Annotated in this window: 10 protein-coding genes; 9 read left to right on the top strand and 1 reads right to left on the bottom strand. The window is 58.9% G+C overall.

From position 1 onward, the window contains the following. Positions 1-78: 78 nt before the first annotated feature. Both PQQ51_RS03200 and PQQ51_RS03195 read left to right on the top strand, forming a co-directional pair. The gene (locus tag PQQ51_RS03200; protein ID WP_408494761.1) at positions 79-738 is read left to right on the top strand and encodes an alpha/beta hydrolase; all 660 of its coding nucleotides are present in this window, start codon (positions 79-81) and stop codon (positions 736-738) included. 188 nt (positions 739-926) lie between these two features. Further along, positions 927-1,979 carry a rod shape-determining protein gene (locus tag PQQ51_RS03195; protein ID WP_408494760.1) on the top strand — a complete coding sequence of 351 codons (1,053 nt, stop codon included), beginning with the start codon at positions 927-929 and terminating at the stop codon, positions 1,977-1,979. Between the two features lie 20 nt (positions 1,980-1,999). On the opposite strand, the gene PQQ51_RS03190 is transcribed toward PQQ51_RS03195, so the two are convergent. Next, the gene (locus PQQ51_RS03190; RefSeq protein WP_408494758.1) at positions 2,000-2,401 is read right to left on the bottom strand and encodes a hypothetical protein; all 402 of its coding nucleotides are present in this window, start codon (positions 2,399-2,401) and stop codon (positions 2,000-2,002) included. Positions 2,402-2,791: 390 nt separating this feature from the next. Between PQQ51_RS03190 and gltA the strand changes: the two genes are divergently transcribed. The 7 genes from gltA to PQQ51_RS03155 all read left to right on the top strand — a co-directional run bounded on the left by gltA (position 2,792) and on the right by PQQ51_RS03155 (position 14,068). Next, positions 2,792-4,090 (top strand): citrate synthase, encoded by a 1,299-nt coding sequence (gene gltA / locus PQQ51_RS03185; RefSeq protein ID WP_408494757.1) that lies wholly within the window; start codon positions 2,792-2,794, stop codon positions 4,088-4,090. 664 nt (positions 4,091-4,754) lie between these two features. After that, positions 4,755-5,351: a fimbrial protein gene (locus tag PQQ51_RS03180; protein ID WP_408494756.1), complete on the top strand. Its 597-nt coding sequence runs from the start codon at positions 4,755-4,757 to the stop codon at positions 5,349-5,351. A gap of 88 nt (positions 5,352-5,439) precedes the next feature. Then, positions 5,440-6,195 (top strand): fimbrial biogenesis chaperone, encoded by a 756-nt coding sequence (locus PQQ51_RS03175; RefSeq protein WP_408494755.1) that lies wholly within the window; start codon positions 5,440-5,442, stop codon positions 6,193-6,195. A gap of 108 nt (positions 6,196-6,303) precedes the next feature. Beyond that, positions 6,304-9,012, top strand: a complete 2,709-nt coding sequence (locus PQQ51_RS03170) for a fimbria/pilus outer membrane usher protein (RefSeq protein WP_408494754.1) — start codon at positions 6,304-6,306, stop codon at positions 9,010-9,012. A gap of 53 nt (positions 9,013-9,065) precedes the next feature. Next, on the top strand, positions 9,066-10,088 hold the full coding sequence (locus PQQ51_RS03165) for a fimbrial protein (protein ID WP_408494753.1): 1,023 nt from the start codon (positions 9,066-9,068) through the stop codon (positions 10,086-10,088). 563 nt (positions 10,089-10,651) lie between these two features. Next, complete coding sequence (locus PQQ51_RS03160) at positions 10,652-11,344, top strand: response regulator transcription factor (RefSeq protein WP_408494752.1); 693 nt, start codon at positions 10,652-10,654, stop codon at positions 11,342-11,344. A 441-nt stretch (positions 11,345-11,785) separates the two neighbouring features. Beyond that, entirely contained in the window at positions 11,786-14,068 is a 2,283-nt protein-coding gene (locus PQQ51_RS03155) for an amylo-alpha-1,6-glucosidase (RefSeq protein ID WP_408494751.1), read from the top strand. Positions 14,069-14,152 lie beyond the last annotated feature (84 nt).

Raw genomic sequence — 14,152 nt, 5'->3', positions numbered from 1 at the left:
CGGCAACCCGTTGCCACGCTTGCCGACACATAAAACCTAACCGCGGAACCCGAACCGCACGAAGAGAAGGAAACGGATATGAGCTGGGAACAATTCGAACATGGCTGGCGCCGCGCATCGCTCACCACGCCGGCGAAAGGTCTCGTCGTGCTGATGCATGGCGTGGGCAGCAACGCGCGCGATCTGATGCCGCTCGCGGATATCTGGAGCGAAAGCCTGCCCGACGTCGCGTTCACGTCGCTCGACGGCACCGATGAATTCGACGGCGGCTTCAGCGGCCGCCAATGGTTCAGCCTGCGCGACATCAACGAAGGCAATCGCGAGACGCGGGTCGCCGCAGCCTATCCGGCGCTGCGGCGCGTGCTCGACGCCGAACTGGCGCATCATCGATTGGCTTTCGGTCGCCTTTCATTGGTGGGTTTCTCACAAGGCTCGATTATGGCGATGCATCACGTGGCGACCAGCACCGAAGGCGCCGCGGGCGTGATTGCATATTCGGGGCGGCTCGCGTCGGTGATCGTCGCGCAGAACGGCACGCCGCTCACGCTCGTGCATGGCGAAGACGACTCGGTGATTCCCGTGCAGGAACTGGAATACGCCGCACAGGCGTTCACCGACGCGCGCTATACCGTCGACGCATACGCATTGCCCGGCATTGGTCATACGATTAATGCAGACGGTGTGGCGCTCGGTCAGGAGGCGTTGGAGCACGCGCTGGGTGCGTTGTCGCGCGAGTGACACGTCCAGAATGAAAAGTGCCCCTAAAGATTCTGATCTGCTTGCCGTTAACGGGGCATTAGCATGAAAATCACCTCCGCCGCGCGGACTGCGCAACGCCGATCAGGCGTGCCAAGCGGCTCGGGTGACCGGGGGCGCATTTCCAGACTGTCCGGAGAGGGCAGATAACGAAACATTAGAGCCTTCTTATGGCCAGACCGACGCCGTACTACCCGCTTTTCGATCGACTCTTCCGTCAATCCGTGACGGTGGATCTCGGCACGGCCAATACGCTCATTTACACCGACCACGGTGGCATCGTGCTGAACGAGCCGTCGGTCGTGTGCTTCCAGAAAGAACCATCCGCAGGACAAAAACGCGTGGCCGCAGTGGGCACCGAAGCCCGCCAGTTGCTCGGCCGCGCGCCGCAAAACCTCGAAGCGATCCGGCCGATGCGTCACGGCGTGATCGCCAATTTCTCCGCAGCCGAACAGATGATCCGGCAATTCGTCGACATCGCGCGTCCGCGGCCGTTGTTCAGCCGCCGCGCGGCGTTCACGTTGTGTGTGCCGGCCGGCGCGACCCAGGTCGAACGCCGGGCGATCAAGGAAGCGGCGGTGGCGGCCGGCGCGTGGAAGGTGAGTCTGATTGGCGAATCGCTTGCATCGGCGGTCGGCGCGGGTTTGCCGGTGGCGGAGGCGACTGGCTCGATGGTGGTCGATATCGGCGGCGGCACGACCGAGGTCGGTGTGATTTCGCTCGGCGGCACCGCTTATAGCGGATCGATCCGCGTGGGCGGCGACAGCTTCGACATGGCGATCGTCACCTATGTGCGCAATCTGTACGGTGTGCTGCTCGGTGAGCAAACCGCTGAGCACGTGAAGAAAAGCATTGGTTCTGCGGTGCGCGACGTGCCGATGGAACATATGAACGCCACCGGCCGCAGCGTCGACGACGGCCTGCCGCGCACGGTTCAATTGAGCAATCACGATATTGCCGATGCGATCGACGGTCCGTTGCGCCAGGTGATCGGCGCGGTCAAGCGCGCGCTTGAAACGGCGCCGGCGGAACTGGTGACCGACATCGCTCACAATGGTGTGGTGCTGACAGGCGGCGGCGCGTTGCTCGGCCATCTCAGCCGCCGGTTGACCAACGAACTCGGACTCTACGTGCGGGTGGCCGACGAACCGTTGACCTGCGCGGTGCGCGGTGCAGGCGCGGCGGCTGCCGCCGGCCTGCTCGACGAATCGGCCTACGAATGAACTGACGCGGCGTCCTGTTGTTAAGCCTTGCGATGCGCGTCTTTATCGAGCGCGAGTTCCGCAGCTTCGCCGACAAGCCCGTGGTAATACAGATGCACGCCGATCGCGAGCGAGTCGTTGCGAATTTCGTGGAACGCTTTCCATGCCTTCACCGGATCTTTGAACAGCAGGTAGTGCGCTTCCTGCGCGATCAACTCCGCCACTTCATGCAGGCCGTGCCCGTGCAATACGTTCACCAGCGCGTCGAGACTGCGGTGCGTGCGCGCGTCGGTGCGCGGATACAGCATGTGAAGCACCGCGACGTTCTGCGTTTTCAGCGCGGCCGACAACGCGACGACGATGTCCTGATGATTCAGTGCAGTGACGATGTTGTCTTCAGTGTGGATGTGGTCCGGAAACAGTGTTTCGAGCGAGGCATTCATCGGGTTCTTCCTGTTCTTTTAGCTGAGTAAAAAGGCCCGCCATAGAGTGGCGGGCCAAAGACAGCGATGTGCTTGCAGGGGAAGCAAAACACGCAGCCACTATCGCAGAGCCCGCGCGCTTCTGCTGTTCGGCCGAAGCAAAACATTGTTGCAGTAAGCGTGCTTACTTTCATTCTCGCAACGGGATGTAGATGCTCGTTCTTTTATTCACAACGATATTTGCGGATATTTCAAGCGCTGAGTATTGCGCGTACAGAGATGGATTGTTGTCGTCAACCGTCGCAATCAAACCTCTTTACAACCGTAGAATGCGAAGCGGAGCCTGAGCATGCCACGCGACGATCGAGCATGCCGGCACGTGTGCGATGTGAAAGTAAAAGGAATAGCCAGATGAATTCGAAGACACACGCAACGCTGAGTTTTTCCGACAGCGACCAGACAATCGATTTGCCGATCTATCAGGGCACGCTTGGGCCGGACGTGATAGACATTCGTAAGCTATACGGCCAGACCGGCAAGTTCACGTACGACCCTGGCTTCATGTCGACGGCGGCCTGCAATTCCGAAATCACCTATATCGATGGCGACAAAGGCGAACTGCTGTATCGCGGTTATCCGATCGACGACCTTGCGCAGAATGCCGATTTCCTCGAAACCTGCTATCTGCTGCTGAAGGGTGAATTGCCGAACGCGCAGCAGAAAGAAGAATTCGTGAACACCGTCACGCAACATACGATGGTTCACGAACAGATGCATTTCTTCTTTCGCGGTTTCCGTCGCGACGCACACCCGATGGCGATTCTGGTCGCCGCAGTGGGTGCGCTGTCGGCGTTCTATCACGACTCGCTCGACATCAACAATCCGCAGCACCGCGACGTCTCCGCAATTCGCATGATCGCGAAGCTGCCCACGCTTGTCGCAATGGCGTACAAGTACACGGTCGGTCAACCGTTCGTTTATCCGAAGAACGACCTGTCGTATAGCGCGAACTTCATGCGCATGATGTTCGCCAATCCGGCCGAAGAGTACGAGGTCAACGACGTGCTGGTGCGCGCATTGGATCGCATCCTGATTCTGCATGCGGACCATGAGCAGAATGCGTCGACGTCGACCGTGCGTCTCGCCGGTTCGTCGGGCGCGAATCCGTTTGCGTGTATCGCGGCGGGTATTGCGTGTCTGTGGGGACCGGCTCACGGCGGCGCGAACGAGGCCGCGCTGAACATGCTGGAGGAGATCGGCTCGGTCGACAACATCCCCGAGTTCATCGCGAAGGTGAAGGACAAGAACTCCGGCGTGAAGCTGATGGGCTTCGGTCACCGCGTCTACAAGAATTACGATCCGCGCGCAAAGCTGATGCGTGAAACCTGCCACGAAGTACTGGAAGAACTCGGTCTGCACGACGACCCGCTGTTCAAGCTCGCGATGGCACTGGAAAAGATCGCGCTGGAAGACGACTACTTCGTGTCGCGCAAGCTGTACCCGAACGTCGATTTCTATTCGGGCATCGTGCAGCGCGCGCTAGGTATCCCGACGTCGATGTTCACGTGCATCTTCTCGATGGCGCGTACGGTCGGTTGGATCGCGCAGTGGAACGAAATGATCGCCGATCCGGAGCAGAAGATCGGCCGGCCGCGTCAGTTGTTTGTCGGTGCTACGCAGCGGGAAGCGAAGGCGATCGATAAGCGGTAAAGCTGGATTTTTTTTAAGTGTGTTATCGCGCGGTGTCTGGTCTGACGTTTGTCAGCACCTTGGCCCGCGCATTTGCTTGCCCGCAAAGATTCAATCTGTGATGCACCTGTCACGCAATGTGATCATCGTCTGGTGCAAACTTATATTCCTTTGTCTCGTTTTTTCTGAAAAAACTCGCGGTTTAATTTTCCGCCAAGCTTCGTGTCCGGTGCCGACTATTTGTTTCTGTATTTATTTAATAGCGAATTGAACTCGAACGAGTATCGTCGTCTGAAATAAAAAACGCTGTTCCCGTCAGGGCGAACAGCGATCAAGCGGACGACCAGAGCGAAGTCGGGAGAGAGTCGTCCGTCCAACAAGCGTCACAAGCATATCGATAAACAACGGCTGTTGGAATAACCAAAAACCGCATGGCAGTGTCCTTCCCGGCAGGACACTCAAAACCTGAAATGCATGGCATTATCGAAGGGTCGGCATTTCTGTCGGCTCTGGCTCTATCAGCGTATCTCGACAAAGACGTGTCCGTATCTGGCCGCTCTACTTTGGCTATTTTTCCAGGTATGCAGTAGATAAATAAATGCGCTGGCGCGCCATAATTTTACAGACCTTATTTAACCGTATTTGAAGATGCTGTTAAATATAATTAACCTTTATCGGATTGGTTATGAATTTGAATAAAACGCGGGCAGGGGTGTTGGTGGTCGCTATGGGTGTTGCGGCCGGTTTTGCGGCACTGGTACCGGGTGTGTCGAATGCGTATGACGGGGTGTTCAATTTCACCGGAACAGTTACTGATACGACTTGTACTGTCACCACGGGGGCCTCTAATCAGACGATCGTGCTGCCGACAGTTAGTGCCAGTTCGGTGAAGGGAACAACTACGACGACACCCGTTGGGCTAACGCCATTCACTATTGCTATGAGTAACTGCAGTGGCTCGACTCGCACCGGCGCTGTCGCATTTTTTGAGCCTGGTGCCACCATTGATTCAAATACCGGGATGCTGACAAACAGCAGCGGCACGGCTACGAATGTGGAAATCGGCTTATATAACGCCGATAAAACCTTCATTAACCTGAGTTATATTAGTGGTTCTCAGGGCGTCAAATCGGTGACGCTGACAGGATCTCCCGCGACTAGCGGTGCGTTCACCAATTACTCCGGTACGGCCAGGTTCCTGGCAGGGTATGTCGCAAATGGTGGTACGCCGGGTGCGGGCTCTATTTCGACAAGCGTGAACTACACCATCGTTTATCAATAAACGTTTGCTGTGACAGTGTTCGCGCACGGCACGAACACTGTCATTGAATTCGATGGTTGAAATTATTCCAGTTAGTATGGATACCAAAATGAACAAGAAGTTAAAAACGGCGATCGCTGCGCTCGCGTTTTCGTCGCTCCTCGGGGTAGCGCAAGCCGGCGTCGTGTTAGGTGGGACTCGCGTCGTGTTCCTGGAAAAAGAGCGTGAAGTCACGGTCAAATTGAGCAACGAAGGCACGGCGCCGGCGCTGGTTCAATCCTGGCTGGACAACGGCAATATGCACTCATTGCCCGACGAATCGAAAGTGCCGTTCACGCTGACGCCGCCGCTGTTTCGCCTCGACCCGAAAAAATCGCAGAGCTTGCGTCTGATTTACACGCAGGAGTCGCTCCCCAAGGACAAAGAATCGCTGTTCTGGCTCAACGTGCTCGACATTCCGCCGCGTGCGGATACGGCGGGGGCAGCGAGTGGCGCCAATCTGTTGCAACTGGCGATCCGGTCCCGAATCAAGGTGTTCTTCCGTCCTGCAGGGCTGACGGGAAACGCAGCCGATGCGGTTGAAAAAGTGAACTGGAAGGTCGTGCAGAAGGAAGGCGGCGGTTACGTGCTGGAGGCGGTGAATCCGACGCCTTACTACGTGACGTTCGGCAAGATCTCGGCGCAGGCCGGCGATAAGGTGCTGGCGTCCGATCTCGCCGGCATGGTAGCGCCGCAAACAACTGAACACTTCGACCTGGGCAAAACGCCGCCGCCGGCCGGCGCCGATTTGCGGGTCGACTACACGTTCATCGACGACTATGGCGCTGAACGTCCGGGCAACTATCGCCAGGCGGCGAAACCCTGAATCCAGCGGTGAGGTGGCAATAACCACGACGTATCGACCGCTATCCAAAAAGAGAGGCAGCGTTTCGCACCGATAGCAACAGCGAATCGCCGCTCTGTTGGGGAAATCATGAGTAGCAAAAAATATCGCACGTCGCGTGCGAGGCGCGCGCGCGCGCCCGGATGCCTCACCCTGATAGTGGCGATGCTGATCGGGGCATTTGCGCCAGGTATTACATGGGCGGATTCGCTTACGCTCGCCGACGTCCAGTTTAACGATCAGTTTCTCGCGAAACCGAAGGATCAGAAGGTGGACGTATCGCGTTTCGAGCGCAGCAACCCTGTGCCGGCTGGCGACTACACGGTCGACCTCTACAAGAACGGTACCTGGATCGCTCATACGCGGGTCCGCTTCGTCGCGAAAACGGAAGGGGAAAGCGCGACCGCTTGCATGGACAAGACCCTGATCGAACGGTTGGGTCTGAACTTCGCGGTGCTTCCGGAACCAGGCCGTGCCGAGCTCGCGAAGGTAGAGGCGGGCAGTTGCGCGAACCTGTCCGCGCTAGCGGACGATGCGTCGCAAACCTTCGATATGTCGGAACTCCGCCTCGACGTGAGCCTCCCTCAAGCCGCGTTGCTGCACAATCCGCAAGGCTACGTCAGCCCTGAACTGTGGGACGCGGGCGTGCCTTCGGCGACGCTCGGCTATAACCTGAATTCGTTTCGCTCGATGGGGGGCGGTGCGCCCAGCACGCAAACGTATCTCGGGCTCGACATCGGCATCAATTTCGGCAACTGGCATGTGCGGCAGAATTCGGCCTTTACGTGGCAGACTCGAGGTCCGCAAACCTATCAGAACATCGCCACTTACTTGCAACACGACATACCGTCGCTTCGCAGCGAATTGACGGTGGGCGAGTCGTTCACCGACGGCACGATGTTCGACAGCATCGGCATGCGCGGCGTGCAACTGGGTTCCGACGACCGCATGCTGCCCGATTCGCAGCGCGGCTATGCACCGTTGATTCGCGGCGTGGCGAACAGCAATGCACGCGTGAGTGTCACGCAGAACGGCAACAAGCTGTACGAGACGACAGTCGCGCCCGGGCCGTTCGAAATCAACGATCTGTACGCAACCGGTTACGGCGGCAATCTGCTCGTGACGGTGACCGAGGCCGACGGTAGTCAGCACAGCTTCTCGGTACCGTATGCATCGGTCGCGCAGTTGCTGAGGCCTGGCGTCACGCGTTTCAACCTTGCCGCGGGCGCGGTTCGCGACCCGCAGATCACCGTGCACGAAAATTTTTTCCAGGGCACGGTCCAGCGCGGCTTTAACAATCTGCTCACGGGTTATGCGGGTGTACTCGCCGCGCAAGGTTATCTCGCCGGTCTTCTCGGTATGGCGGTGAACACGCCATACGGCGCGGTGGCGCTCGACATCACCGAGGCGCGCGCGCAGATCGACGGCGTACCGAACACGACCGGCCAGAGCGTGCGCCTGAGCTACAGCAAACTGGTGAGCGCCACCAATACGAATTTTTCGATTGCCGCTTACCGCTATTCGTCGAGCGGCTTCTGGTCGATGCGCGATGCGCTGCTGGCGCGCAGCGCGGTGTCGTCGGGTAGGGACGCCAGTTTGCTCGATCGTCAACGCAATCAGGCGCAACTGACCGTCAACCAGACGTTCGGGTCGAAATGGGGAAGCGTCTACGCGGTGGGATCGATGCTCGACTACTGGAATCGGTCGGGCACCACCTCGACATTCCAGGTCGGCTACAACAACTCGACGCGCATTTTCAATAACAGTCTGTCATACAGTCTTTCGCTGTCGCGCCAGCGCGATGGCTTGTCGGGCCGCTTCAGCAACCAGATCTACGCGAGCGTGACGATCCCGCTTGGTCACGGCATTCATGCGCCGAACCTGATGACCAGCGTTACTCGTAACAGCACTAGCGGGTCGTCGGAGCAGGCGATGGTCAACGGTACCGTTGGCGACGACAACGATTTCTCCTACGGAGTGACGGCAAACCATGCGCCGGGTTCCAATTCTGGCGGCGTGAACGCGCAGTATCGCGGTGCGTATACGACGGTCTCCGCGAGCGCAAGCGACGGTAGCGGCTACTCGCAGATTTCGGGCGGGTTGAGCGGTGCGGTGGTGGCTCACCCGGGCGGCGTGACGTTCGCTAATAACGTCGGCGATACGATCGGCGTGGTCGAAGCGAAGGGCGCGGAAGGTGCGCGTGTGACGAACGCGACCGGAGTGCGAATCGATAGCCACGGCTATGCGGTGGTGCCGTACCTGTCGCCTTATCAGCTCAATACGATCGATATCGATCCGAAGGGAATTCCTGTTGATGTTGAATTCAATTCGACGAGTGAGCAGGTCGTGCCGCGCGCTAATTCAGTGGTCCTGATCCGCTTCCCCACCACGACCGGGCGGGCTGCTGTGATCTCGACTCATCTGCCTAACGGTGCGTCGTTGCCGTTCGGGGCCGAGGTATATGACGAAAAGAATCGCAGCGTGGGTGCGATTGGCCAGAACAGCCGGATCTTCGTGACGGGCGTCGCGGACGCGGGTTCGTTGTCGGTCAAGTGGGGCGACGCGGCCGATCAGCAATGTTCGTTCGATTATCGGTTGCCTCCGAAGGGCGAGGATCGCGGTGCTTTTGCACATATCGATGCGGTGTGTGGTGCGCGCAATGCGGGTGCGCCAGCGGTGGCGGGTAGCGGTGCGAGCGAGCATGCGGATGCTGGCAATGCCGCACAGAATTCAACGATGACTCATGTGGCGGCAAACACGCGCATGGCGTCTGAACAGAGTAAATCTGGCAACTGGTGATCAAGATGAGCGCAACGAGTGGATGTGAGAAGCGTGTGACGAGCAGAAGCGGGATGCGCTCGCTGTGGATGTCCTGGGAACAGGCGTTGGTATGGTGGGGACTGGTATGGGTCGCGCTCCTCGTGAGTACGGCTGCACATGCAGATGATTCTGGCGCGCAATGCACGGTAACGCCGAGCGATACCGTGGTGAGATTCGGTAATGTAAATGTAAATCGCGACGCGGCTCCGGGTTCGATTATCGCGACTAAGACCATCACAGCCACATTTACATGTAATCCAGCCGGATACTCCTCAGGTAACTTCCAGGCGGCGTTTAGCAGTTGGGTTTCCGCCGATTCGAACTCGTCGCAATATATTGGCTCGGGGACGCCCGGTGTGGGCATTAGTGTGACCGCTAATTTGCCAGGCCAGGCTCCAGTATTGTCTAGCGAACTGTTGTCTGCTGGTCTTGATGGTGCGGTGACCCTGAGAGGCACTTTGCAAGCAGCTACAACCGCCAAGATCAAGATCGATCTTGTTAAAACCGGCCCAATAAAAGCAGGCGCTAACGTAAGCATTTCCAATTTTATGGCAGTAGCTGTATACAGTAAAAGTCCTGCGGGCTGGATCCCCCAGTACATTGCCATCAACGGCGCAACCATCGCCGCCCCCACATGCACCGTCACTCCTACGTCGTCCGTCAATCTACCCTCCGTTAGTCCCAGTGCTTTCCCATCTCTCGGCAGCACAGCCGGCAAAACGCGTTTCAACATTGCACTGTCCAACTGCACATCGGGCTCGCAGCTTTACATGACATTGAGCGATGCCACGAATCCCGCTAACACGGGCAGCAATCTGTCGCTGTCGACGGATTCGACCGCGAAGGGCGTGCAGTTGCAGATGCAGCGTAGCGACGGCACCGTGGTCAGCTATGGGCCGGATTCGGCGGTCGCTGGCAACGTCAACCAATGGCTGGTCGGCGCCACGGTAGACCGTGCGATGAACATTCCGATGACGGTGCAATACATCTCGACGGGCACGGTGACACCCGGCACGGTCAAGGGTATGGCTACGTTCACTCTCAGCTATCAATAGCGCGCATTGGTGCTGAAAGATACATCCGGTTGTCCTGTGTAAAAGGACGCAGTATTGCTAACCTTGCTAGTTATCCTCGGGCGTTCACAACGCTATCCTAGCTTCTGTGATTTTACGAAGGTCATGAAAGATTCTATTAGCCAGAGAACCTGATTCTGACTCTTCACTGACAATTACACCACTATTATTGATAGTTAGCGATGCTATCGATTAATGAATATTTAATTCTAGGTGTGTCAGGTGGCACGAACAGGAACACATATCCGGACCGGGCAGATCAGAAGCTCTGCGATGCTGTTTTACATCGCTATGTTGATGACGATCGCAGCCTGTGACGGTGGCAGCGTTTCATCGGGATCGATCGGTGCGGTACCCGGTTCGCTTCCGGGGAGCAGTAAGCAACCGGTGATCTGCGAACAGTTTCTGGATGACGGAGGGCATTGCGAGCTAATGATATTTAAAGTTAAAAAAAATAATTTTCTTATTAAGTATTGCAGATCATGAAGAAGAATATCGCCGGTTTTTACAGCCAAGATATGTTGCCCTCCAGACGGATTTAACCGATGAAAATCGCCATCCTCACCGCGTTCAAATCCGAAGCGGACTTTCTGACCTGCCATCTTGAGCGTCAACACGACGAATGCTACGTTTTCGAGAGTGAGTGCGACCTCTATGCTGCTGGTGCTCGCATGTCTTTTGATCTACTCATCTTGGGGCGGTTCATCGCCGATCAGAACCTGGCCAGTATCTTTGTGCGGATCCGGGCGCTCTTTTCTGCCGAGCTGCCGGTTCTGGTTCTTGCCTATCGCGACCTTGCATGCGAGATGGCCGCTATATCGCGCCCCGGCAGAGCGGATCACATTATCGTGCCGGTTTCTCCAGAAAGGCTGATTGCGCGCGTCGACGCGATGCTGGGGCGTGTCCCAGGCATCGCAAGAGTGGTGACGGAAGAGTGTTACGGTGAATACCGCTTTTGCCACGGTGAACGAAAGGTCTGGGTGCGCGGCCAGCGAGTGGCCCTGACCGCGAAGCAGTATGAATTTGCATTGCTGTTGTTCAGAAACCTGTCCAAGCCGCTCGCTACGCCTTATATACGGCAGGTGGTCTGGCATCAGGAGGCGGAAATGAAATCGCGAACGATCGATAGCCACGCGTCGGTTATCCGCTCCAAGCTCAACCTGCGGCCCCGCAACGGCTACATCCTCAGCACGGTGACCCGTTACGGGTACATGCTCGAACGGCTGACCCACGCCTGAGGGATTGCGCGCAGGCCCCAAAAACTTTTTGACGCCGGTTCAAGTGAGGCCACAACCAGCCTGACATGGAGGGGGCTGGATGCAAAAAAAGTCGCCGTCCTCGTATCGAGGCACGGCGATCAAAATGAGCGATCGGACCGGTATTGCTTGAATCGCTCAGCCCCGGGGGAGGCAGAGTCACTATACCGTCGGGTGCGAAGCGGCGGAACTCGCTGAATCGACGACGCAGCGTCTTGTCTGACAGGACAATGAAATCGTCATGACAGGTGCGCGATATCTGCACTTACTGTGCCCGCACAAACAGGAAACTCCTGTGTGTTAAGTTCGTCTGACGCCCACATACCCTCTACAATCGGAAGCGACCTGCCACCCACGTGTGCCAGCCGCATGCAGCATCCGAAGTGAAAATGAAAGCGAAGCGAACCCCATAGGAGCGACCTGATGCAGCAGCCAGAAACCCTCGGCGGCCTGTCCGGCGGAATCGATCACCGCGAGCCCGAGCCGGACGGCGTATTCATTCCGACGGAAAACCTCAACGTCGCAAGCGCCGCGCAGCATGTGCTGAAGTCCGGCGACACCTTCATCGTCAACGATCCGCTTGGCGATATCACGGGCCATGACGACGGCCTGTTCGTCAACGACACTCGTGTTCTTTCCACGCTGCGCCTGACTTTCGGCGGCCGCGCGCCTTCGCTGCTTTCGGGCAGCGTCAGCAGTGACAACACGTCGTTCACCGCCCATCTGACCAATCGTCCGTTGCCGCCGCTCGGCGGCGACAGCACGCCAGAAGGCGTGATCCACGTCGAACGCGTGCGCGTGCTGTCGGGCACGGTGCTCAATGAGGCCATCGAGCTTACAAACTACGGCACCAGCGACGCGGTCGTGCCGCTATCCATCTCGTTCGCGAGCGACTTCCGCGACATGTTCGAAGTGCGCGGCCTGAAGCGAGACAAACAGGGCCGCGTCGAACCGGCGCGTGTCGAGAACCGTGAGGTGCTGCTCGGCTACATCGGTCTCGACAACGTGGCGCGCAATGTGCAGATCGCGTTCGCACCGGAACCTGACAAGCTGTTCGCCGATCGCGCCGACTACACGGTGAAGTTGCCGGCGCAAGCGTGCGTGTCGATCTATCTGTCGGTGGCCGTGCAGGTCGTCGCGCAGTCGGGCAAACCGGACGCGGGCGTGCCGCAGGTTTCGCAGCCCACGCATGCGCTGAGCGAAGCGCATCTGTCGCAGATCGATGCGGAGCGCCCACGCGTGGGCCGCGCGGCGGTGCGTGCAGCGCTCGTCGACGCACACCTCGTAATGCGCGAACGGCGCCGCGCCACCGCGCGGGTGCGCACGAGCAATCCGCTCTTCAATGCATGGATCGACCGTTCGCTCGCGGACCTCGGTTTGCTGACCACGGATCTCGCCACGGGCCCGTATCCGTATGCGGGCATCCCGTGGTTCTCGACGCCGTTCGGCCGCGATGCGGTGATCACGTCGCTGCAAACGCTGTGGCTTCAGCCGGAGTTGGCCGCCGGCGTGCTGCGCTTTCTCGCCGAGCATCAGGCACGCGAGAACTCGCCGTTCCGCGACGCCGCGCCCGGCAAGATCATGCACGAAATGCGCAAGGGAGAAATGGCGGCCACCGGCGAAGTGCCGTTCGCGCTGTACTACGGCGGCGTCGACACTACGCCGCTGTTCATCGTGCTGGCCGGCGCCTACGTGGCGCGCACCAACGACCTCGCATTGATCGACGAATTGTGGCCGGCGCTCGAGCGCGCAGCGCAGTGGGTGGCGGGCGTCTGCGACAAGAACCGTTATGGCCTGCTCGATTATCAGCGCGAGTCGGACGGCGGTCTCGCGAATCAGGGTTGGAAAGACAGCCACGATTCGGTGTTCCACGCCGACGGCCGTTTCCCCGACGGCCCGATCGCACTGGTCGAAGTGCAGGCCTACGCGAGCGCCGCATTCGACACGATGGCGCATTTCGCGAAACTGCGCGGTCTGCATGAGCCGGCGGAGCAATACAGCGAACGCGCGAAGAAGATCCGCCAATGCGTCGAAGAAAAGTACTGGATGGAAGAGGCCGGCTTTTACGGCATCGCGCTCGACGGTCACGGCGAACTGTGCCGCGTGATGGCGTCGAATGCGGGGCATCTGCTGGCGTTCGGCTTGCCTTCGCGCGAACGCGGCGAAGCAGTGGTGCACGCGCTCGACTCCACGCTGTTTCACACCGGCTGGGGCGTGCGCACGCTGGCTGCAAGCCAGGCGCGCTTCAACCCGATGGCGTATCACAACGGCTCGGTCTGGCCGCACGATAACGCGATCTGCGCGCGCGGCCTGTCGCGTTACGGCGGCAAGGCGGCCGCCGTGCGTTTGCTGCAGGCGCTGTTCCAGGCGGCGGTCAATTTCGACATGCGTCTGCCGGAACTGTTCTGCGGCTTCCCACGGCGCCGTGGCGAGCCGCCCACCGCTTATCCGGTGGCGTGCCTGCCGCAGGCGTGGGCGGCCGGCTCGCCGTTCATGATGCTCGAAGCGTGTCTCGGCATCACGATCGACGCAGGCCGTCGCGAGGTGCTGATCGAACAGCCGATGCTGCCCGAAGGCATCGACTGGCTCGAAGTCGGCGATCTGAAAGTCGGCGATTCGTCGGTGTCGATCACGTTCCGGCGCATCGGCGAAAAGGTGGTGGCGTCGGCGGAACAGGGCGACGTGCGGGTCGTCGCGCTGCTCTAGCCGCGCGTTCGAATGGCTGTTGGCTGCGCTGCACCGGGTGGTAACATTTGTTGTCATCCTACTCGACCGTTCGCCCGGTACATC

This window comes from Paraburkholderia xenovorans, from assembly GCF_046030735.1.
Taxonomy (GTDB): domain Bacteria; phylum Pseudomonadota; class Gammaproteobacteria; order Burkholderiales; family Burkholderiaceae; genus Paraburkholderia; species Paraburkholderia xenovorans_A.
Note: the sequence above shows the minus strand (reverse complement) of the source record. Positions and strands in the feature narration are given on the sequence as shown.

Coding starts and splice junctions, on each gene's coding strand:
- PQQ51_RS03200 (WP_408494761.1), top strand. CDS start 79: ATGAGCTGGGAACAATTCGAACATGGCTGGCGCCGCGCATCGCTCACC.
- PQQ51_RS03195 (WP_408494760.1), top strand. CDS start 927: ATGGCCAGACCGACGCCGTACTACCCGCTTTTCGATCGACTCTTCCGT.
- PQQ51_RS03190 (WP_408494758.1), bottom strand. CDS start 2,401: ATGAATGCCTCGCTCGAAACACTGTTTCCGGACCACATCCACACTGAA.
- gltA (WP_408494757.1), top strand. CDS start 2,792: ATGAATTCGAAGACACACGCAACGCTGAGTTTTTCCGACAGCGACCAG.
- PQQ51_RS03180 (WP_408494756.1), top strand. CDS start 4,755: ATGAATTTGAATAAAACGCGGGCAGGGGTGTTGGTGGTCGCTATGGGT.
- PQQ51_RS03175 (WP_408494755.1), top strand. CDS start 5,440: ATGAACAAGAAGTTAAAAACGGCGATCGCTGCGCTCGCGTTTTCGTCG.
- PQQ51_RS03170 (WP_408494754.1), top strand. CDS start 6,304: ATGAGTAGCAAAAAATATCGCACGTCGCGTGCGAGGCGCGCGCGCGCG.
- PQQ51_RS03165 (WP_408494753.1), top strand. CDS start 9,066: ATGCGCTCGCTGTGGATGTCCTGGGAACAGGCGTTGGTATGGTGGGGA.
- PQQ51_RS03160 (WP_408494752.1), top strand. CDS start 10,652: ATGAAAATCGCCATCCTCACCGCGTTCAAATCCGAAGCGGACTTTCTG.
- PQQ51_RS03155 (WP_408494751.1), top strand. CDS start 11,786: ATGCAGCAGCCAGAAACCCTCGGCGGCCTGTCCGGCGGAATCGATCAC.